Origin of the sequence: Moorena sp. SIO3I8 (genome assembly GCF_010692325.1) — a bacterium.
Lineage (GTDB): Bacteria > Cyanobacteriota > Cyanobacteriia > Cyanobacteriales > Coleofasciculaceae > Moorena.
The window spans coordinates 1-20,126 of the sequence record NZ_JAAHHW010000121.1 but is presented as its reverse complement, the minus strand read 5'-3'; the positions used below and the strand labels follow the sequence as shown (position 1 = coordinate 20,126).

The 20,126-nt window shown below is 45.2% G+C and carries 14 protein-coding genes; 8 read left to right on the top strand and 6 right to left on the bottom strand.

The features are described from left to right. Positions 1–229 precede the first annotated feature (229 nt). From F6K51_RS29570 to F6K51_RS29550, 5 genes are all read left to right on the top strand, one after another. A complete protein-coding gene (locus F6K51_RS29570) occupies positions 230–466 on the top strand; it encodes a hypothetical protein (protein WP_293026991.1) in 237 nt (78 codons plus the stop codon). Then, complete coding sequence (locus tag F6K51_RS29565) at positions 463–816, top strand: type II toxin-antitoxin system PemK/MazF family toxin (RefSeq protein WP_293026988.1); 354 nt, start codon at positions 463–465, stop codon at positions 814–816. Before F6K51_RS29570 ends, F6K51_RS29565 begins: the two co-directional genes overlap by 4 nt. Positions 817–1,105: 289 nt before the next feature. Beyond that, a complete protein-coding gene (locus tag F6K51_RS29560; protein ID WP_293026985.1) occupies positions 1,106–2,617 on the top strand; it encodes a GMC family oxidoreductase in 1,512 nt (503 codons plus the stop codon). Positions 2,618–3,578: 961 nt separating this feature from the next. Next, complete coding sequence (locus F6K51_RS29555) at positions 3,579–5,387, top strand: DUF4209 domain-containing protein (protein ID WP_293026982.1); 1,809 nt, start codon at positions 3,579–3,581, stop codon at positions 5,385–5,387. 347 nt (positions 5,388–5,734) lie between these two features. Next, positions 5,735–5,920, top strand: coding sequence for a hypothetical protein (locus tag F6K51_RS29550; protein ID WP_293026979.1), 186 nt, complete (start codon positions 5,735–5,737; stop codon positions 5,918–5,920). Here the strand turns inward: F6K51_RS29550 and F6K51_RS29545 are convergent. Further along, the gene (locus F6K51_RS29545) at positions 5,863–7,461 is read right to left on the bottom strand and encodes a serine/threonine-protein kinase (RefSeq protein WP_075903418.1); all 1,599 of its coding nucleotides are present in this window, start codon (positions 7,459–7,461) and stop codon (positions 5,863–5,865) included. The genes F6K51_RS29550 and F6K51_RS29545 overlap by 58 nt on opposite strands. A 657-nt stretch (positions 7,462–8,118) precedes the next feature. On the opposite strand from F6K51_RS29545, the gene pheT reads away from it, so the two are divergent. Beyond that, entirely contained in the window at positions 8,119–10,563 is a 2,445-nt protein-coding gene (gene pheT, locus F6K51_RS29540) for a phenylalanine--tRNA ligase subunit beta (protein WP_293026975.1), read from the top strand. A gap of 40 nt (positions 10,564–10,603) precedes the next feature. On the opposite strand, the gene rsgA is transcribed toward pheT, so the two are convergent. The 5 genes from rsgA to grpE form a co-directional block, all read right to left on the bottom strand. Next, on the bottom strand, positions 10,604–11,734 hold the full coding sequence (rsgA, locus tag F6K51_RS29535) for a small ribosomal subunit biogenesis GTPase RsgA (RefSeq protein WP_293026972.1): 1,131 nt from the start codon (positions 11,732–11,734) through the stop codon (positions 10,604–10,606). Further along, entirely contained in the window at positions 11,727–12,002 is a 276-nt protein-coding gene (locus F6K51_RS29530) for a sulfurtransferase TusA family protein (RefSeq protein ID WP_293026968.1), read from the bottom strand. Before F6K51_RS29530 ends, rsgA begins: the two co-directional genes overlap by 8 nt. Then, positions 11,999–13,123 (bottom strand): molecular chaperone DnaJ, encoded by a 1,125-nt coding sequence (dnaJ, locus tag F6K51_RS29525; RefSeq protein WP_293026965.1) that lies wholly within the window; start codon positions 13,121–13,123, stop codon positions 11,999–12,001. Before dnaJ ends, F6K51_RS29530 begins: the two co-directional genes overlap by 4 nt. A gap of 198 nt (positions 13,124–13,321) precedes the next feature. Continuing rightward, a complete protein-coding gene (dnaK, locus tag F6K51_RS29520; protein ID WP_293026962.1) occupies positions 13,322–15,334 on the bottom strand; it encodes a molecular chaperone DnaK in 2,013 nt (670 codons plus the stop codon). 149 nt (positions 15,335–15,483) lie between these two features. Then, positions 15,484–16,281: a nucleotide exchange factor GrpE gene (gene grpE / locus F6K51_RS29515; RefSeq protein WP_293026958.1), complete on the bottom strand. Its 798-nt coding sequence runs from the start codon at positions 16,279–16,281 to the stop codon at positions 15,484–15,486. A 616-nt stretch (positions 16,282–16,897) separates the two neighbouring features. Between grpE and F6K51_RS29510 the strand changes: the two genes are divergently transcribed. Both F6K51_RS29510 and F6K51_RS29505 read left to right on the top strand, forming a co-directional pair. Continuing rightward, positions 16,898–18,904 carry a GspE/PulE family protein gene (locus tag F6K51_RS29510; protein WP_293026955.1) on the top strand — a complete coding sequence of 669 codons (2,007 nt, stop codon included), beginning with the start codon at positions 16,898–16,900 and terminating at the stop codon, positions 18,902–18,904. 96 nt (positions 18,905–19,000) lie between these two features. Then, entirely contained in the window at positions 19,001–20,119 is a 1,119-nt protein-coding gene (locus tag F6K51_RS29505; RefSeq protein ID WP_293026952.1) for a type IV pilus twitching motility protein PilT, read from the top strand. The last annotated feature ends 7 nt before the right edge of the window (positions 20,120–20,126 follow it).

Here is a 20,126-nt window from a genome sequence, read left to right as displayed (position 1 = left end):
TTATAAAAGTGAGAAACCTAAAGATTGGACAATTGAGCCTTGTAGCTAAACTTGTCGATAGCGTTTATCGTAGTTATGAGGTAAGCTATCAGCTATCAGCTATCAGCTATCAGCTATCAGCTATCAGCTATCAGCTATCAGCTATCAGCCATCAGCCATCAGCCCTACTAGATTCAACATTTCTGGGGAATAACCTATCACTAACCTATAATTGTACTAAGTTACTGCTATGTCAATCAGCACCGAAGCTATCAAGCAAGACCTGGATCTACTTACTGCTGAACAACTTCAGCAAGTCGCTGATTTTATTGCATTTCTTAAGTTTCAAGATAAACGTCGTCGGATTGTTCTTGATCCTGCTCATTTAAAAGCCCTTGCTCATGAGTTTGCTGAGGAAGACCGCGCTCTTGCTGAAGTGGGAATGAGCGATTATGCCGCAAGTCTTGATCAAGAAGATAAGCTATGACCAATCAATATCAGCGTGGGGATATCTGGGTAGCTAATCTCAATCCAACTCAAGGTTCTGAGCAAGCAGGTATTCGTCCTGTCATTATTTTTCAAAATGACATTGTTTCCCAGTTCTCTACAACAATTATTGCAATTCCTCTAACGACAAATCAACGCCGCGCTTCATTACCAATTTGTGTTCAAATTGCACAAGGAGAGGGTGGATTAGCTCAAGATTCTGTTGCACTGTGTTTCCAAATGCGAGTGCTTGACAAAAGTCGTTTAATTCAACAACTGGGGCACCTGAGTCCTAAAACAGTTGCTCAATTGGAAGAAGTGGTTTTGCTAACACTTGGATATGAGCTATAAATCCTGCTTTCCATAAGATAATCCACCTATCCAAAAGTGCGATCGCGTAGCGTGGCCTACGGCCAATCGCTAATTTTCTAAGGTATGTTAATTAAGTAACGCACCTATCCTCAAAAATATCACAAGTCAGTGATCATCTGTAACTCCTGAACTCCTGCAAGCGCACTACACATTCAGAGGTTTGACATTCCTAAACTCCGAAACTTAGTCATAGCTGACTTCTGACTTCTGACTTCTGACTTCTGACTTCTGACTTCCGACTTCCCACTTCAAACTTCGGACTTTTACTATGATTATCGACGACCAATACTACGACTTTATTATTATTGGCACAGGGGCTGGCGGCGGAACCTTAGCCTATAAACTTGCGCCAACGGGGAAGAAAATTCTCATCCTAGAACGAGGGGATTTTATGCCTCTAGAAGAGCAAAATCGCAGTAATGTCGATATTTTTAAGCGAGAACGCTATCACGCTCCTGAAATTTGGTATGACACTGCTGAAGAACCCTTTTTCCCCCAAATGAATTACGCTATCGGTGGCAATACTAAAATCTATGGTGCAGCATTGCTACGACTGCGGGAGCGGGATTTTGAAAAAGTGCAACATCAAGAGGGAGTGTCGCCGGAGTGGTGTTTGAAATATTCCGACTTTGAACCCTACTACACTCAAGCGGAACAGCTTTATAAAGTTCACGGTCAGGCAACCAGCGATCCCACCGAGCCATTTCATAGTCAAGACTATCCCTTTGAAGCAATCCCCCAAGAGCCTCAAATTGCGGAAATTTACAATGCGATCGCTCAGCAAGGTCTGCATCCATCTTACCTACCGTTAGGACTGACGCGCCAAGACGACGACCCAACCAATGATTCCGAGGTCAGCGGAATTGTGCCAGCTTTGACACATCCGAACGTGACCTTAAAAACCAATGCGAAAGTGGTCTGTTTGCACACTAACCCCTCAGGTTTAGTAGTTAAAGCAGTCGAAGCCGAAATTGCCGGACAATCCTACTTGTTTATGGGGGAGATTGTCGTGGTTGCTTGTGGTGCCGTGAATTCAGCAGCATTGCTATTACACTCTGCTAATGATCGACACCCCCAAGGACTTGCTAACAGTTCGGGGCAAGTGGGACGGAATTTGATGAAAAGCCTAATGACTGCTGTAGTGCAACTGAGCACTAAGCCCAATTCAGGTGCTTTTCAAAGAAGTATTTATCTCAATGATTTTTATTGGGGTGATCCCGATTTTCCTTACCCAATGGGTCACATTCAAAATTCCGGTGGATTGCTGACAGATATTATTTTTGCTGAAGCACCACCACTGTTATCGGTTCTGGCAAAATTTATGCCAGGATTTGGACTGAAGCAGTTAGCTACTCGTTCCATTGGCTGGTGGGTGCAGACGGAGGATTTGCCCGATCCCAATAATCGAGTACGAATTGATGGAAACAAGTTGTATATTGACTACACTCCCAATAATATCGAAGCGCACGATCGCCTGATTTATCGCTTGACTGAGGTACTAAAAGTTATTGAAAAACGTCTGGATAGTTTTCAGAGCGGTAAAATATATCCTCGTGGGGAAGTGCCGATTCAAGTAATGGCAAATCAGTGTGGCACCTGCCGTTTTGGGGACGATCCTGCTACTACTGTGCTCGATCGCAACTGCCGCACTCATGATGTGGAAAATCTTTACGTAGTCGATGGCAGTTTCTTTCCATCCAATGCCAGTGTTAGCCCAGCTTTAACCATTATTGCTAATGCTCTAAGGGTGGGCGATCATCTGATTGAACAGTTTGGGTAAGCATGTAGGGGAGCATGTCACTTTTGAAATTAGGTACATAGATCCCCCCTAACCCCCCTTAAAAAAGGGGGGAATTAGATTCAAAAGTCCCCCTTATTAAGGGGGATTTAGGGGGATCTGAATCAGGGCTTAACAAAACTGACATGCACCCGCATGTAGGGTGCATTAGGGGCGGGCTTGCCCTCATTTTCACAGTCACCAGTGTTTGGAGAGCCCGCCCCGTAACGCACCACCTTTAGACTCTACGTCAATATCTATGACTCGATACTGTTGTTTGATACTTCAATGACTCTTAGCTCGATTATTGCTTCTGGAGTCTTTATCAACAGACTGAAAAATCTGAAGCTTTTGTGGCTGTTAAGGCAATTAAACCAGATAAACCAACCACTTTCAGTAAACTTCCCGCAGAATCACTGATTAGGGCTTAACACCTAACCTACTAGAATAGTAACATAACTTTCAAAAAAAGAATATATCCTGGATTAGGCTATATGCGTTCGCGTAGCGTAGCCCTTCGGGCTAATCGCAAAAAATTTCACACCAGCCCTAATCCTTGTGTTCTCGGTAATCTAGTCAGCAAATCATAACAACAATGAGCGACTTGATACCTCCTCAGGGTAGGAAAAATACTGAGCAAATAATCTATGAAATATTAGTCAACTATAAAGAGCAGCATGATAGAGAGAATATTCAAGATTTTTGTAGAGATGTTATCGAAAACTGAAGTTATGGGAAATAGCAAATAAATTATGATTTTTAGTTTAAACTTAATCAATAGCTCTATAAGGTAAACCTTATCATACTGATATAGTATTATCAAATATTTTTAGTATAATAATTACTAATTCGATGGCTTAAGTGACTTGTGGGATCGTCCTTTAAACTTTATTTTTAAGTATTTATGCTTAAGCTAATTTAAGAAAAATTTGGCAAATTATAAAAAAAAGAATGAATTAGCACTATGTCAGAATTGAACCAACCTCTTACAAAAAATGATTTCACTAACACTTGCTGGCAAGATATAGTGAACAGCAGCGAACGGAAGGATTGTCGCACCTATGGGCGTGCTTTTTGGAAAAAAGTCCAAGAGGCGCAAGAATCAGGAAATTTTAGAGAACAAGCTGTTTTTGAAATTCTGGCAGTCGTGACTAACGCTCCAATTAATCCAGAATGCAACGAAAAGTTGTTTGCTGATAGGTTTAAAAATCTTACAGAAGAGCAGCTAAATTTTATTGCTGAAATCGCACCTGAAATATCAGATCATGAACTTAAAGCGCGAGTAGCAGATATTCTTTGGGTCAGACGACGTGACCATCCAATGGCTCAGTTGTCAATTACCGCTTACTTAGAATCAGCAACTACGTTAGAAAGCTCTAAGAATTGGCATCATTATTTGGAGAGAATAGAACGAGCATTTCGGCTCGAACGCCAATTTAAAAATAATAAAAAAGTTGTTTTTCAACATATAGAAGCAGTTCTTGAATGCTATGAAGGGGAAGACTATTTGTGGCCATCTATACAATTAATGGAGCTATTGCAGGAACATAAATGTGGAGAACCAGCCAAATATGCAGCCCTTGCTGAAAAAGCAGCAACTTTAGCAGAATCAATTTATAATTGGGAAATAGCAAGAAGATTCTGGAGTATTAAAGCAGTATGGCATTGTATGGATAAAGACTACAGCAAAGAGCGTGCTGCTTCAATGTCAGCCGCTGAGACTTATTTCAAGGAAGCCGACTCTGCTGTTAAAAGAACTCCACAAAGCTACATGGTCGCATCACACTTTTTAGAACAAGCTGTTAAAGCCTTTAGAAGCATTCGAGGCACAAAGGAAGAAACTGTGGATGCCAAAGCAAGAGCCGAGGAACTTCACAGGCTGCTTCTTCAGTACCAAGAAAAAAGTCGCAACGAGATGATGACCATTTCTCATAAAATGGATATTAGCAAGGTCGTAGAGGAAGCCATAAATTGGGTTAGGGACAAAGACTTTAAAGAGGCACTATTAGCTTTGTCTGTTTTAGCTGTTCCAACTAATGTCTCTAAATTGAAACAAGAAGTACAGCAGGACGCTCATAAGTCTTTAGGATCTCATCTTGTCCCTAATGTCATCATAAATGAAATGGGCAAAACTGTTGCTAATCAACCAGATTCTGTTTTCTCCAGTAATCCTAAAAAAGCGGAGGCTGCAACCAATTTTTATATGTGTCGGAAAGCCATTGACTATTATAAGCTACAAGCTCAAGCATATATTGAACCTGCCAGATATCAGATTAATTTAGAGCATTGTGTGCGACTTAACGATATTCTCTTCATCGTTTCCAATAGTCCATTTATTCCCCCTGAGCGTGAGTACCTGTTTGCAAAGGGGCTGTATGCTGGACTTACTGGAGACTTTTTCACATCTACCCACATCCTAATTCCCCAAATTGAAAACTCTATCCGTTATATCATGTGGCAAAGAGGCATCATTACTTCTAAGTTGGACGACAACGGTATTCAGGATGAATTTAGTTTGAGCAAGAGTCTTGCTCATTCAGAGATAACCTCTATTTTTGAGGAAAATACGCTATTTGACTTGAAATGTTTACTGGTTGAACATGCTGGTAGTAACTTAAGAAATCGTATGGCTCATGGTTTGATTCGGGATGGTGAGTTTAGGAGTCCATTGATGTCATATCTCTGGTGCCTTACATTGAGGCTTTGTTGCTTGCCTATCTTGATACATCAGCAGCAAGTTGAGCAATCAAACACAAGTACTGATGCAATCTAAGATTAGTGCGTTCGCTAGCCAACGCCCTTCGGGCTAATCGCTTTTAGCGGAAGCTGAGGCCGTTGGCCACGCTTTGCGAACGCTTCATCGCGTAGCGTGGCCTACGGCCAATCGCTAATTTTGTAGGGTGTGTTGGGAGCATGTCAAATTTCCATGACAAATGTACTCAAATAACTCATGACCGCTACTGAACCACCAAAAAAGTTTAACCAATCACTGCACCCGACCGTAAGCTAGACAATTTATTATTAAAATTGCTGATTTCTCATAACACCAAAAAATAATCCCATCTCTTTCTCCCGACTCCCGACTCCCGACTCCCGTTCCCCTCCTGGGAGGGGTTAGGGGTGGGTTCCGACTCCCGATTCCCGTTCCCCTCCTGGGAGGGGTTAGGGGTGGGTTCCGACTCCCGATTCCCGTTCCCCTCCTGGGAGGGGTTAGGGGTGGGTTCCGACTCCCTACTCCCTTCGCTATATTACCAAAACCCCCGCTTCCCAGTAGGAAGTACTGTTGTCCAATTAGTCTTAGCTTGAGCCAACTGTTCCTTAGTAATTTTAGCATTAGCAAGATTGGCTCCACACAAATTTGCTCCCCGTAGATTAGCATTTTCGAGATGAGCATAACTAAGATTTGCCCCACGCAAGTCTGCTCCTGCCAAAATAGCTTTTTTCAGGTAAGCTCGACCCAAATTGGCATTGCGTAAGTCGGCTTGATGGAGATTCGCTTCACCAAAATTAGCACTAGATAAATCCGCTCCCTTCAAACTAATATTTAACAGTTTGCCCTGGCGGAAAATTATCCCAGATAACTGGGCATTATTAAGGTTAAGTCCCCTCAAATCTTTAGCCGCAAAGTCTCTTCTGCCAGAGCCGTAAGCTTTTAATAACGTTTCCGCCTCCAACTTGCCATTACCCTTCGACTTGCCTGTAATGCTATTCCTACTACCGCTCACAGCTGTAGAATCCCTGTTGGTAAAACCTCCACCGTTTTTAGGTTCTGATCTTCGACCATTGCTCAATCCCCGACGCTCCCGCCATTCTCTAATTTGCTCTGCCATTCTTCGGGATTGAACTGACGACGGGGATGAATAACCATTCACAGGACCCAAATTCTCTGAGTTGAAGTGAGAATTAGCGTCATCCATCCGTTGCGACACTAAGCTTTTGTTTAAACTCTCCAGATATGGCTCTAGGTCAAGAGCTCTCAGGATGTCTTCTGAGCACTGATAGCGATAACGGACAGAAGACTCCAGCATTTTTCTTAAAACCTTAGCAAAGTGGTCACTAACGTTGACATTAGTCTGCCAGACTATTTCTCCGGTTGAAGGATTATAATCGAGGTCTTTGGGAGATTTACCCGTCAACAGATAAAGGCAAGTAACCCCCACTGCATAGATATCGCTAGCAATTACAGGTCGCAATGCCATTTGTTCAGGAGGGGCAAAGCCTGGAGTTCCTATGGCATAGTTGGTCAATACTGTGTCTGAGGAATTGGAGGGATTGGTTTGGCTGTTTTTCACAGCCCCAAAATCAATCAGTACCAGTTTGCGGTCTTGGTCACGACGAATTATATTCGCTGGTTTAATGTCCCGGTGAATTACGTTTTTCTGATGAATATATTGCAGGAGTGGTAGAATTTCACTTAAAAATTGTTTAACTCCCTCTTCCGAGAATGAACCAGACCGTCTGACTTGCTGTTGCAGTGTCAAACCGCTAATGTATTCCTGAACCAGATAAAAATGCTCATTGTCTTGAAAGTAATCGAATAACTGTGGGAATTGGGGATGATTCCCTATTTCTCCCAAGGTTCGGGCTTCTCGCTCAAACAGATCCCTTGCCATCGGTGAAATCTCTGAGCCTTTGGCGCTTGGGCGGAGTTGTTTGATTACACGGGTCGGCTTACCGGGCAAGGATTGATCTGTTGCTAAGAAAGTTGCTCCAAATCCGCCTTGACCGAGTGGTTTTATCACACGATAGCGGTCAACTAATAATAATTTAGAACTGCACGCCTGACAAAAGTCGGCGTGTTCTGGGTTTTTTGCCTGAGTGCAGGTAGGATTTAGACAGTAGCTCATTCAGCCTTACTGATGTTCCTTTGCCCATACTGGAACTAAAACTTTTGCTCGGAGCACCTGAGCAGGAAAGATGATTTATAGTCTTTTACTTTTCTTTATTTTATGCAAAATGCCTCTTACTACCCCCTTAGTTAGACAACTATTCCGGTGAAACCTGATCCTCAACCAGGATACCTTATTTTTTGTATCCACCTAAGGGTACAAAGGACAATTTTGAGTTAAGTAAAGGGTGATTAAAGTAAAACGTATATGAAGCTACCTATATTTTAGAGCGTTTATTTAGCATTGACCATAGATAGTGTACTTTTGTCAAGCGTTAAGGGGTTAGACCCATCACAATAGAAAAATGTTTTCGTGGAAGGTAAGCTATCAGCTATCAGCTATCAGCTATCAGCTATCAGCTATCAGCTATCAGCTATCAGCTATCAGCTTATGCGCACGCTACTTGAGGTGCCATTGGTCTTTGGCCACGCTAAGCGAACAGCTTTTGAATAAAATAAGCACCTCAAGCAGCGTGAGCCTAAAGCTCACGGCTGACCGCTGACTGCTGAACGCGCACGCGTGCGCGTAGCGCATATGCTTACGGTGGAAGTAACGGGCAACTTGCACCTTATTTATTACCTTATATTAGAGTTCAGCAAAAAAATTTAGGAGTCCATGCGTATATCGTTAAACTGGCTGCGAGAACTAGTAGAAGTAACTCTGAAACCAGAAGAGCTAGCTCAAACCCTAACTATGGCTGGGTTTGAGGTAGAAGATATTGAAGACCAGGGAAACCTGGCCGATGGCGTGGTGATTGGCAAGGTTCTGGAGGTAGAGCCTCACCCTAATGCAAATAAGCTTCGGGTCTGTCAAGTGGATATTGGTGGCAGTGACCCATTGAATATTGTTTGTGGTGCGTCCAATGTCCGACCAGACATTTACGTGCCGGTCGCCACCATCGGAACCTACCTACCAACTATTGATTTGAAAATTCGCGCCTCAAAACTGCGCGGTGTTCGCTCAGAAGGGATGATTTGTTCCCTAGCAGAAGTGGGCTTGGCCAAGGAATCCGCTGGCATTCATATTTTCGAGGGAGAAACTATACCCCTAGGCAGTGATGCTCGTCCTTTACTGGGGTTAACCGATACCATTCTTGATGTTACCTCTACAGCTAATCGGGCGGATGCTCTAAGTATGGTGGGCGTGGCCAGAGAAGTAGTGGCCTTAACTGGGGCATCATTAACCTTGCCAGAAACTGTTGAGGTGTCTATTCCAAAAAAATCCGATGCCTTGACCTTGAAAGTATCTGAACCCAAAGCTTGTCCCGCCTATATTGGCACTGTGATTGAAGGGGTTAAGATTGCTCCTTCTCCGGATTGGTTACAACAGCGCTTGGAAGCCGCTGGAGTACGACCGATTAATAATGTAGTGGATGTCACTAATTACATTCTCTTGGAATGGGGTCAGCCTCTCCATGCCTTTGACCGGGAACGCTTGCAAGCTGTTGCTGGGGTCGAAAACCTGACCATTGGTGTCCGCTTTGCTAAGAGTGGGGAATCCCTGACTACTCTTGATGGTCAAACCCGTTCCCTGGAACCACAAGCGTTACTGATCACAGCTAACGACCAACCCGTTGCGATGGCTGGGGTTATGGGTGGGGAAGCCACAGAAGTCAACGACAACACCCAAAGTATTGTTTTGGAAGCAGCACTGTTTGATCCAGTGACTGTTCGTCGTTCTTCCCGTAGTCAAAGCATACGGACAGAATCATCTACCCGTTATGAGCGTGGTGTCAATAAAGCAGAATTGGATATTGCTTGTAAAAGAGCGATCGCATTAATTACTGAGTTAGCTGGTGGTACCCCCACAACCCAGAGTATTGCTGACCAGCGCCCTGACCCCTCTACTTGGGCACGTTCCATTGAGTTACGTCTTGACCGTGTCAATCAGATTTTAGGACCAGTTCATCAGGGAGAGGAGCTTGGGGAAATCCTGCCAGAAGATGTGGAAAGAATCCTGACTGCCCTCGGATGTCAACTACAACCGATAGCATCCCAGGATTCTGCCCAATGGAAAGTGACTGTACCCCCCTACCGCTACCGGGATTTAGAGCGGGAAATTGATTTAATTGAGGAAATTGCCCGTCTCTACGGCTATGACAACTTCTGTGATAGCTTACCAGACAAAACTGAACCAGGTTATCTCTCTGCTGAGGAATTTTTAAAGCGAAAACTGCGATCGCAATTCCGTGCAGTTGGGTTGACTGAATTAGTCCAGTATTCCTTGGTAAAGCCAGAGGAACAGACCCAAATTCGTCTCGATAATCCCCTGTTTACAGAATACTCATCCCTACGCACGGATTTACTATCAGGGCTTATTGATGCCTGTCAGTACAATATCGAGCAAGGCAATGGTGTACTCAACGGTTTTGAAATTGGTCGGATCTTCTGGCGAGCAGAAGAGGGTTTCGCAGAAGCTGATGCTATTGCCGGGATTTTAGGGGGAAATATCACCCAAGGTAACTGGGTCACGGGAGGGCGTTCCGAACCCATGACCTGGTATGAGGCTAAGGGAGTACTAGAGAGAGTGTTTTCCCGTTGCGGTCTGACAGTAGAATACCAACCAGACCACAGCGATCCCCGTCTTCACCCAGGACGCACTGCATCCTTGTGGTTGCAAGGTGAGAAATTAGGAAAATTTGGGCAGTTGCACCCCCAGCTACGCTCAGAAAGAGGTTTTCCCGATCAGGTTTATGTATTTGATTTGGACTTGGATCTAATTCTAGAAGCTCTTGATCGCGATGAAATTCTTACTCCCCGGTTCCAAGTCTATTCCACCTACCCAGCCATTGACCGGGATATTGCGTTCTTTGCCCCACTACAAGTCTCTGTGGCAGAAATCGAACGTTCAACCCGGAAAGCTGCGGGGAATTTGTTGGAGTCAGTGCAATTGTTTGATGAATATAAAGGGGAGTCTGTTCCTGAGGCACAGAGAAGTTTGGCATTTCGGCTAATCTACCGTGCTAGCGATCGCACTCTTACTGATGCAGAAGTCGAGCCAGTGCATCAGAAAGTGCGAGAAGCCCTAGAGGAAAAATTTGGGGTTAGCCTTAGAAGTTAAACGGAGAACTTAAACGGTTGAAGGATGAAGTATTCATACTTCATCCTTCATTCATATCGTCATAAAGTTCATCTAGGGTCTGGTGCTGAGTACGGCGGGAGCGACGGCGGTATTTTTTTGTTTCTAGCTTGGGTTCGTATTGACGCCGACCAGAAGCTTTAATTTTTAACTTCATAGTGGATTCTATATCAGCTTTTTGGTTCAAAGCCTCTTGTCGTGCAATCACTTCTGCTAAAAAATCCAGATAATGCTGGTACCGTTCCCAGTCTCCTCGCACAGCACAGTTTGGCTCATTCCGATGTAGGCAATTACTGAATTGACAGCGGTGTTGGGCTAAACGCTCTCTTGCTTCTGGAAAGTAATGGATTAAATCCTCCGGAGTACAAGTCAAGTCAGGCTGATTGAATCCGGGGGTATCTGCCAAAAAACCACCTCTAGGCAACTCAAATAATTCCACGTGCCTAGTGGTGTGGCGTCCTCGACCCAGTTTACCAGTCACTTCTGCCACCCGCACCCTTGTTGCTGGAATCAGATAATTAATTAGACTGGATTTACCGACACCGGAAAGACCAGCCATAACGCTAATTGTCTGACTCAACAGGTCAGTCAGTTGTGCTAAACAAGTACCATTATGAACACTGATCAAGACTGGCTGATAACCCCATGCTTCCAGACGCTGTTGCCAATGCTGCTGTTGCTGTTGTGTTACTAAATCACGTTTATTCAGACACAAACATACCTTGAAACCAGTAGATTCTGCCTTCACCAAAAACCGACTCAGCTGATAAGCATCCAGGGTCGGTTCTTCCAGAGCAAAAACCACCAGAATTTGCTGAGCATTGGCGATTGGTGGGCGGTCGAGCTGGGTTGTGCGGGGTAGCACTTCAGCAATCACCCCTCGTCCACCAGCCCAGTCAGGTTCATCTACTACAACCCGGTCTCCCACCATCACCTGCTGGCCAATTTTTTTTAACCGGGCTCTACGGGTACATAAGAGGTTTGAAGGTTGTAGGTTATTTGCTTGAAGGTTATCTTCACAACCTACAACCTCCAACTTGTCAACCTTCAACTGATCTAAACGCACCTGATAGAAATTTGCCTGAACCGCCAGCACGGTACCCAGCCAAGGGGTTGACAAGTTTGATGAATTAGTGTATTCTAATTCAATCATGAAGATGCTGGTGTGGACGACGCACCTTCAGAGCAAAATAGCGATCGCGTTCTTCAACGCCCTCTATGGGGTAACCCTCCATAGTCAGACTATCAGGAACCTGTTCTATTGGTTCTCCCGGGTCGAGCCACACTTCTAATAGGGCACCTGGAGCCATTTTCTCCAGATAGAGTTTAGTGCGAACAAAGTTAATCGGGCAAGGGGTGCCGCGCAGATCCAGCTGATCATCCGGTAATGAACTCATCGCGGAAGATGCTAGTTCACTCATGAGCCAAACAACCCTCCCAAGAATCCTTCTATACCACCTTTGCCAGTGCGCTCTCCCTTAATATTCGCTAGCTTCTCTAGCAATTCCCTTTCGTCAGCGGTAATTCGAGTGGGGATATCTACCAAAATGGTGATTAGGTGATCGCCCCGACTGACTGGGTTGCCCAATTTGGGGACACCGTGATTGTCTAAAGTTAATACCGTATGGGGCTGGGTACCGGGTGGAATAGTTAATTCCTGTGGACCGTCCACTGTCTCTGCTTCGATAAGACAGCCTAATATGGCTTGTAAATAGCTAATTTTCATTTCAGACAGAATGTTAATACCATCCCGCTGAAACTTGCTGTCTTCGTTTACAAATAGATAAACGTATAGGTCTCCTGGTGGACCAGCACGTAATCCAGCATCTCCTTCTTTAGAAACCCGTAGCCTGGTACCATTATCCACTCCTGCTGGAATGGTGATTTTAAGCTTTTTGGTTTCTTGTTTACGACCAGCACCACCACAGGCTTCACACTTATCCTCAATGATTTGCCCTTCACCGTTACACGTAGGACAGACTGAGACTTGGGTGAAACTACCAAAGGGGGTACGAGTAGCACGCCGTACTTGACCTGTACCGTTACAGGTTGGGCAAGTGCGGGGTCGAGTTCCTGGCTTTGCCCCTGTGCCGTTACAGACTTTACAGGTTTCTAGGTGAGGAATTCGGATTTCCTTTTCACCACCGAATATAGCTTCCTTGAAAGCCAGCTTCAAGTCTAGTCGGAGGTCGTCACCACGCACCGGACCACTACGCCGACGACCAGTTTGCTGACCCATACCACCAGCAAAGCCGCTGAAGAAGCTTTCAAAAATATCAGCAAAGCCCATATCCCCAAAATCTGAGTAGCCTGCTCCCGCAGCTGAGGAAACACCAGCTTCCCCAAAACGGTCATATCTTGCTCGAGTTTCTGGTTCTGATAGGACTTCGTAAGCCCGGTTAATTTCCTTAAAGCGCTCTTCAGCTCCTGGTTCTTTGTTAACATCTGGGTGGTACTTCCGTGCCAAGCGACGGTAAGCACGTTTAATTTCATCTTTGTCGGCATCACGAGAGACACCAAGCAGATCATAATAGTCAGCCATAGAGCGCTGATCGGTCTTCCATTTATATAGTGGGGGCTCTTGTTATTCCTCAGGTTATTGCTATAAAAGCACAAAGAGCGCATTCCAGCATTACCTGCATCCTATATCATTGTCTATCAAAAAAATCAGCTGATTGCCACCTGCTTATATGACCATAATGTCAAGGTCGGCTTGAGCTAGTCAAAGCAGCGAGTGAAATTATCTATCTTTTAGGGAGCTGTTGCCGTAATCAACTGCTTCGTAGTCAACATCCACCTCTAAGGTCTCATCCTCAAAATCAACCACAAATTCTCCTAGAGCATCCGGTGCTATTTGGGTGGAGTCGTTGGAATTTGACTCTTGAGCTGTTTCGTCAGAGGTGATAAATTCCGGGTCTGACCCAAGGCTAGCACTGGCGTAAATGATACCCCCAATTTCCAAGACAGTTTTCTGCAAAGTTTCAATAGCTTCTTTCACCTCCTCGACCTCAATTGAGGGGTTTGTCATTATGGTATCTAGGTGCTGCTTTTGTTGATCTGCTTGCTCCTTGAGTCCTTGAGCCTGAAGGTTAGTGCTAATCAATTCCCCATGGTCTTTGATGGTAGATTCATAGTTATATAGTAAGCCATCGGCTTGGTTTTTGAGTTGGATCAATTCCATGCGACGGCGGTCTTGGTCAGCATAGTCTTCTGCCTCACGGCGCATCCGTTCCACCTCCGCTGGACTTAATCCCCCCGTATTGGTAATCACAATACTTTGCTCTTTCCCAGTTCCTCGATCAGTGGCAGCGACTTTAAGAATGCCGTTGACATCGATTTCAAAGGTGACTTCAATTTGAGGTACACCACGGGGAGCTGGGGGAATACCAGTCAGCAGGAATTTTCCCAGGCTTTTGTTATCTCTAGCCATTGCCCGCTCCCCCTGCAATACATGGATTTCTACGGAGGTTTGTCCATCGGTAGCGGTGGAAAATACCTGGGACTTACTGGTAGGGATAGTAGTATTGCGCTCGATAATTTTGGTGAACACTTCCCCTAAGGTTTCTATACCCAGGGACAGGGGAGTAACATCCAGTAGCAGGACATCTTCGACTTCCCCGCCCAAAACACCAGCCTGAATTGCTGCTCCCAATGCCACAGCTTCATCGGGGTTAACCGAACGATCGGTAGCCTTACCATTAAAAAACCTTTTAATAGCATCCTGCACCGCCGGGATACGGGTCGAACCCCCTACCAGCAAAATCCGGTCAATCTCCTCTGGCTTGAGGTCACTATCTTTGAGCGCCTGCTTTACCGGTTCTATAGTTGCGTTAATCATGTCCCTGGATAGTTCTTCAAACTTAGCCCGGGACAACTCCATCTCTAAGTGTTTTGGTCCTGTTTCATCAGCAGTAATGAACGGCAAGTTGATGGGGGTGGCTACCATGCTAGACAGTTCAATTTTTGCCTTTTCCGCTGCCTCTCGCAAACGCTGAAGAGCCATTTTGTCTTGGGTGAGATTGATGCCCTCTTTGGCTTTAAAGTTTTCCACCATCCAGCGGACAATCACATTATCGAAGTCATCTCCCCCCAAATGATTGTTACCAGAGGTTGCCTTTACTTCAAAGACCCCATTCCCCAGTTGCAGAACTGAGACATCAAAGGTACCACCCCCCAAGTCAAACACCAAGATCAGCTGGTCTTGATCCAGCTTATCTAAGCCATAGGCAAGAGCAGCAGCAGTCGGTTCGTTTATAATGCGCAACACTTCCAAGCCAGCAATGGTACCCCCATCCTTGGTGGCTTGTCGTTGAGCATCGGTAAAGTAGGCAGGAACTGTGATCACGGCTTGAGTTACTGGTTCCCCAAGAAAGGTTTCAGCATCAGCCTTGAGCTTTTGTAAGATCATGGCCGAGATTTCCTGAGGGGTGTAATCTCGACGCCGAATCTTGACATCTACGGTCTCATCACGACCCTTAACACAGGTATAGGGGACACGGGAACGCTCTGTAGCGGTTTCATCCCAACGACGTCCGATAAAGCGCTTGATACTGTAGACACTGTTTTCCGCATTGGTCACTGCTTGACGCTTGGCCAGTTGACCCACTAGGTGCTCCCCTGATTTGCCAAATCCGACAATACTCGGTGTGGTTCGCCCACCTTCCGAGCTCGAAATGACTATGGGTTTACCTCCTTCTAAGACAGCAACACAACTATTGGTTGTGCCTAGGTCGATGCCAATAACTTTTCCCATAGGGTTGCGGGTTAAAGGTTATGTTAAGTTATTTTACTTTGATTTTTTGTTGAGTTGGTCAAAATAATAGAACTTCCCTTGGTGCTAAGTCCCTTTTGGTAGGATGATCTCAGACTGACACCAAAGGAAGCTTAACCAATCAATGGCAGCTAATTTTCTGGCTCAGCAGACTTCTGAGCTTCCGAGGTTTCCTGTGGTTCTACCGCAGCAGCTACTTTCACCATAGCGTGACGTAGCACCCGCTCCCCAAGGAAATAACCCCGCATTAGCTGTTCTATCACCACTCCTTCTGGATATTCATCCGTTGGTTCTCGCATAACCGCTTCGTGGAGATTGGGGTCAAACTCTTTCCCTTCTGGTCGCATCGCAGCAACCCCAAGGCGCTTGAGACTGTCTACCAGCTGTTTATAAACACCTTGATAGCTTTTGTGAATCGACATTTCCCCATCATTTTGAGGCTTAATTTGGGTACGCGCCCGTTCAAAATTATCTACTACTGACAATAACTCCGTGATGGTGTTTCCTTTAACTTGATGTTCCAAGTCTTCTTTTTCTTTAGCTGACCGTTTGCGGAAGTTCTCAAAATCTGCCGCAATCCGGATGTATTGAGATTTAAAGGAGTCACATTGCTGAGTTCGCTCTTCTAGTTGAGCTTTCAGAGCCTCATTTTCCTGCTTGATGGTTTCTATAATTTTGGAATCGTCCTCGGTAGGGGATTCATCGGTTGTTGCTGCTTGAGCTACCTCGGTCTGGGCTTCTTGGTCGTTGGGCCCTGACTCAGATGCTTCAGCAGCAGGGGATTCAGTTGGTTGTGCGGCTGTTGGGTTGACCTCTGAGTCAGAGGCTACGGCTACCGCTTCCGCCTGAAGATTATCTTCGAGTACCGTGGTGGACTCTTCATTTGTCTGCTGCGAAGTGTTATCTGACTGTTTTGCTTCGTCAATCATGCTCCACTCATCCCAATTCAATAGACTGCTAGTTTATCTATAATTTCTTACTAGCCAACCAATTTTCCAGCAAATTTTGTAAACTAACCTAGTTAAGTCTAACGACTATACCATGGGTTTATAAGCTCATTGAGAGTTGTTGCGACCTCAGACTACTTACCTCAACTGTCTGGTCTTCCAAGCCCTCCGTCAGCAAAAATGCTGGTCAAGGACAGGGTCGCCGATCAGATCCTTATGGCCTGTACCCTTACTTGCCCACCGACTGTGGTTTTTCCACGGACTGTCCTTGATGGCGCTACTTCCGTTGCCTGGTCTTGTTGCATACTTTTGCTGGTCTTGTTGCATAGTTGAATGTTGTGGCTAAATCAGTCATTAATCAAAATCTAGCATCTGAGATTGTGAACCACCTTGATGGATTAGGGGTTGATAATAATTATACAGCGAATGAGTTTGCTGAGTTTTTATGATGTATAATGTGATATTTAGCTACGACAAATTATCCGAGTCCGTCAATCTAACTAAAACGTAAAAATAAGGGAGTGGCTGCCACTCCTATGTTATTTAACATAAGGCTTTTGGGAATACTGTGTAAAGTAAGGAGACTTCCTATTCCGTCATGACTTACTCCTCATCTCAACGACGCGCCCTAGTAGTCCGTAACGATTTTTCTCCCTTTGGCAATAAACTGATTCAGGCTGGTTACGTTAATGCTGACCAGATGCAGGAAGCTTGGCTGGAAACTCGCAAGTCCGGAAGACCCCTGACGGAAGTCATCGAAGCAATGACCGGACGTCAGTTACCACCGGACTTGATCCGCCAATACAAGAAACAGCAGTTGTTTGAACTGAAAGTTCTTTTTGGTGTTGAGTCTCTAGATCCCGAAATTAGTGATATTTCTACTCAGCAAGTCGGTGGCTTGATCGAAACCCTGATTCCTATTGATATTTGCCGTCGCTATCACCTGCTCCCGATATCTAAGCATGAAACTGAGCCGCCATCGGTTTTGGTGGCAATGGTTTCTCCTGATGATCTAGAAGCCCAGGATGATTTGAATCGGATTCTACGACCTCAGGGAATCAAGTGGCAACGGATGGTAATCACTAAAGAAGACTATCAGCAAATCATTAGTCAGTATCTTGACGATCAGTTGGCACGGCAAAAGCAATTAGATCAACAAAAATCCGTAGATGTAAAGGAGGATTTAGAGAATTTAGGCTCATTTGAGAGTTTACAGGATGCCCCAGAGGAAGCGGAAGCAGACCTAGATTCTTCTTTGAATGAGGCCGGGGGAGCTCCAATCATCAACCTGGTTAACAAAATCCTGGCTAAGGCTTTACAAGAAGGGGTTTCTGACATTCACATTGAACCCCAAGAGGATCAGTTGCGGGTGCGCTATCGCAAAGATGGTGTACTGCGTCAAGCCTTTGATGCCTTACCACAGCGAATACATACAGCGGTGGCGGCTCGTTTCAAAATCATGGCAGATCTCGACATTGCGGAAAGACGCTTACCCCAAGACGGTAAAATTCGGCGTATGTTCCAGGGGCGGAAAGTTGACTTTCGGGTCAATACCTTGCCCAGTCGTTATGGGGAAAAGGTGGTTCTGCGGATCCTAGATAACGAATCCACCCAGTTGGGGTTGGATAAGTTGATCACAGACCCAGACACCTTAGAATTGGTCAGGGAAATGGCTAAGCGTCCCTTTGGATTAATCTTGGTGACGGGTCCAACGGGATCGGGGAAATCAACAACCTTGTATTCAATTCTGGCAGAACGTAATGACCCTGGCGTGAATATCAGTACTGCAGAAGACCCGATTGAGTATTCCTTACCTGGGATTACCCAAGTGCAAGTTATCCGGGAAAAAGGCATGGATTTTGCCTCAATTCTACGAGCTTTTCTGCGCCAAGACCCGGACGTGATTCTGGTGGGTGAGACCCGAGACAAAGAAACAGCTAAAACCGCCATTGAAGCAGCTTTGACTGGTCACTTAGTATTGACTACTCTACACACTAATGATGCGGCTGGTGCGATCGCTCGTTTAGATGAAATGGGTGTTGAACCCTTCATGGTTTCTGGTGCCTTGCTGGGAGTGTTAGCTCAACGATTGATGCGGCGTGTTTGTTCCAATTGCCGCATTTCTTACCAACCAAGTTCTGCGGAACTAGCGCGCTATGGTTTATCATCCTCTAGAGAAGGGGGGATTACCATCTATCGCGCCAATACCCTGACACCGGAGCAAATTGCTGAAGCTAGGGCACAAGGTACACTCTGTAAAACCTGTAATGGTATTGGTTACAAAGGACGGGTTGGTGTTTATGAAGTTATGCGCATCTCTGAAAACCTGCAAGCCTTAATCAACGAAGGTGCCCCCACGGAGGAGATTAAGGAAGCTGCTGTAGAGGAAGGGATGATCACCATATTAGCCTATAGCTTGAATTTGGTAAAGGAAGGTTACACCACCTTTGAAGAAGTGGAACGAGTAACCTTTACTGATTCCGGCTTAGAGGCAGAACTCAAAGCTAAGCGCAAGAGTTCTCTAACCTGTGTCACTTGCTCAGCTCAATTACAGCCGGAGTGGCTAGACTGTCCTTACTGTATGACACCGCGTTTTCAAAATTAATTTAGTTATTAGTATATTGTTTGAACAATTGGCTATTTTATTTTGACTAATGACTAATCACTAACGACTACTGAGGTTTTTAAGGGAGACAACATTATGGAACTGATGATTGAAGACTTGATGGAGCAGATGATTGAGATGGGGGGGTCAGATATGCACATCCAAGCGGGTGCGCCAGTCTACTTCCGCGTCAGTGGTAAACTCCAACCCATTGATGACCAAGCCCTGAACCCTCAAGCCTGTCAGCGATTGATTTTCAGTATGCTTAACAATTCACAGCGTAAGGAATTGGAGCAAAACTGGGAACTTGATTGTTCCTATGGTGTCAAGGGGTTGGCTCGTTTCCGTGTCAATGTTTACAAAGAACGGGGTTGCTATGCGGCTTGCTTGAGGGCTTTGTCTTCCAAGATTCCTAACTTTGAAAAATTGGGTTTACCGGATGTGGTGCGGTCGATGAGTGAACGACCAAGGGGAATGGTATTGGTCACCGGACCCACGGGTTCTGGGAAAACCACTACCCTAGCAGCCATGATTGACTTAATTAACCGCACTCGGGCAGAACATATTCTGACAGTGGAAGACCCGATAGAATATGTGTTTCCTAACATCAAGAGCTTGATTCACCAACGTCAAAAAGGTGAAGATACCAAGAGCTTTGCCAATGCCTTGAAGGGGGCACTGCGGGAAGACCCGGATGTGATTTTGGTGGGTGAAATGCGGGATATGGAAACAATTGCTCTTGCTATTTCCGCAGCTGAAACCGGTCACTTGGTATTTGCAACGCTACACACTAACTCAGCTGCTCAAACTGTAGACAGGATCATTGATGTGTTCCCATCTGGACAGCAAGCTCAAATCCGAGCTCAGCTGTCTAACTCTTTGATTGCAGTATTTAGTCAATGTCTAGTACCGAAGAAAAATCCTAAACCTGGTGAGTTTGGTAGGACTATGGCTCAGGAAATCATGGTAGTGACACCAGCTATTTCTAACCTGATCCGGGAAGGAAAAACTTCTCAAGTTTATTCTGCTATCCAAACCGGTATGAAATTGGGAATGCAGACCCTGGAACAAGCTTTAGCGAATCAGGTTAAATCTGGCTTGATCTCTTTGGAAGTAGCACTTAGTAAAAGTTCTAAACCCGATGAATTGCAACGTATCCTTGCTGGTTCTGGAGGGATGAATGCTAAGGGCGTTAGAGCGAAGGCGACTCGCTAGTCTAGAG

What these genes read in the sequence shown, in the direction of transcription:
- F6K51_RS29570 (WP_293026991.1), top strand. Translation starts at nt 230, where the DNA reads ATGTCAATCAGCACCGAAGCTATCAAGCAAGACCTGGATCTACTTACT.
- F6K51_RS29565 (WP_293026988.1), top strand. Translation starts at nt 463, where the DNA reads ATGACCAATCAATATCAGCGTGGGGATATCTGGGTAGCTAATCTCAAT.
- F6K51_RS29560 (WP_293026985.1), top strand. Translation starts at nt 1,106, where the DNA reads ATGATTATCGACGACCAATACTACGACTTTATTATTATTGGCACAGGG.
- F6K51_RS29555 (WP_293026982.1), top strand. Translation starts at nt 3,579, where the DNA reads ATGTCAGAATTGAACCAACCTCTTACAAAAAATGATTTCACTAACACT.
- F6K51_RS29545 (WP_075903418.1), bottom strand. Translation starts at nt 7,461, where the DNA reads ATGAGCTACTGTCTAAATCCTACCTGCACTCAGGCAAAAAACCCAGAA.
- pheT (WP_293026975.1), top strand. Translation starts at nt 8,119, where the DNA reads ATGCGTATATCGTTAAACTGGCTGCGAGAACTAGTAGAAGTAACTCTG.
- rsgA (WP_293026972.1), bottom strand. Translation starts at nt 11,734, where the DNA reads ATGATTGAATTAGAATACACTAATTCATCAAACTTGTCAACCCCTTGG.
- F6K51_RS29530 (WP_293026968.1), bottom strand. Translation starts at nt 12,002, where the DNA reads ATGAGTGAACTAGCATCTTCCGCGATGAGTTCATTACCGGATGATCAG.
- dnaJ (WP_293026965.1), bottom strand. Translation starts at nt 13,123, where the DNA reads ATGGCTGACTATTATGATCTGCTTGGTGTCTCTCGTGATGCCGACAAA.
- dnaK (WP_293026962.1), bottom strand. Translation starts at nt 15,334, where the DNA reads ATGGGAAAAGTTATTGGCATCGACCTAGGCACAACCAATAGTTGTGTT.
- grpE (WP_293026958.1), bottom strand. Translation starts at nt 16,281, where the DNA reads ATGATTGACGAAGCAAAACAGTCAGATAACACTTCGCAGCAGACAAAT.
- F6K51_RS29510 (WP_293026955.1), top strand. Translation starts at nt 16,898, where the DNA reads ATGACTTACTCCTCATCTCAACGACGCGCCCTAGTAGTCCGTAACGAT.
- F6K51_RS29505 (WP_293026952.1), top strand. Translation starts at nt 19,001, where the DNA reads ATGGAACTGATGATTGAAGACTTGATGGAGCAGATGATTGAGATGGGG.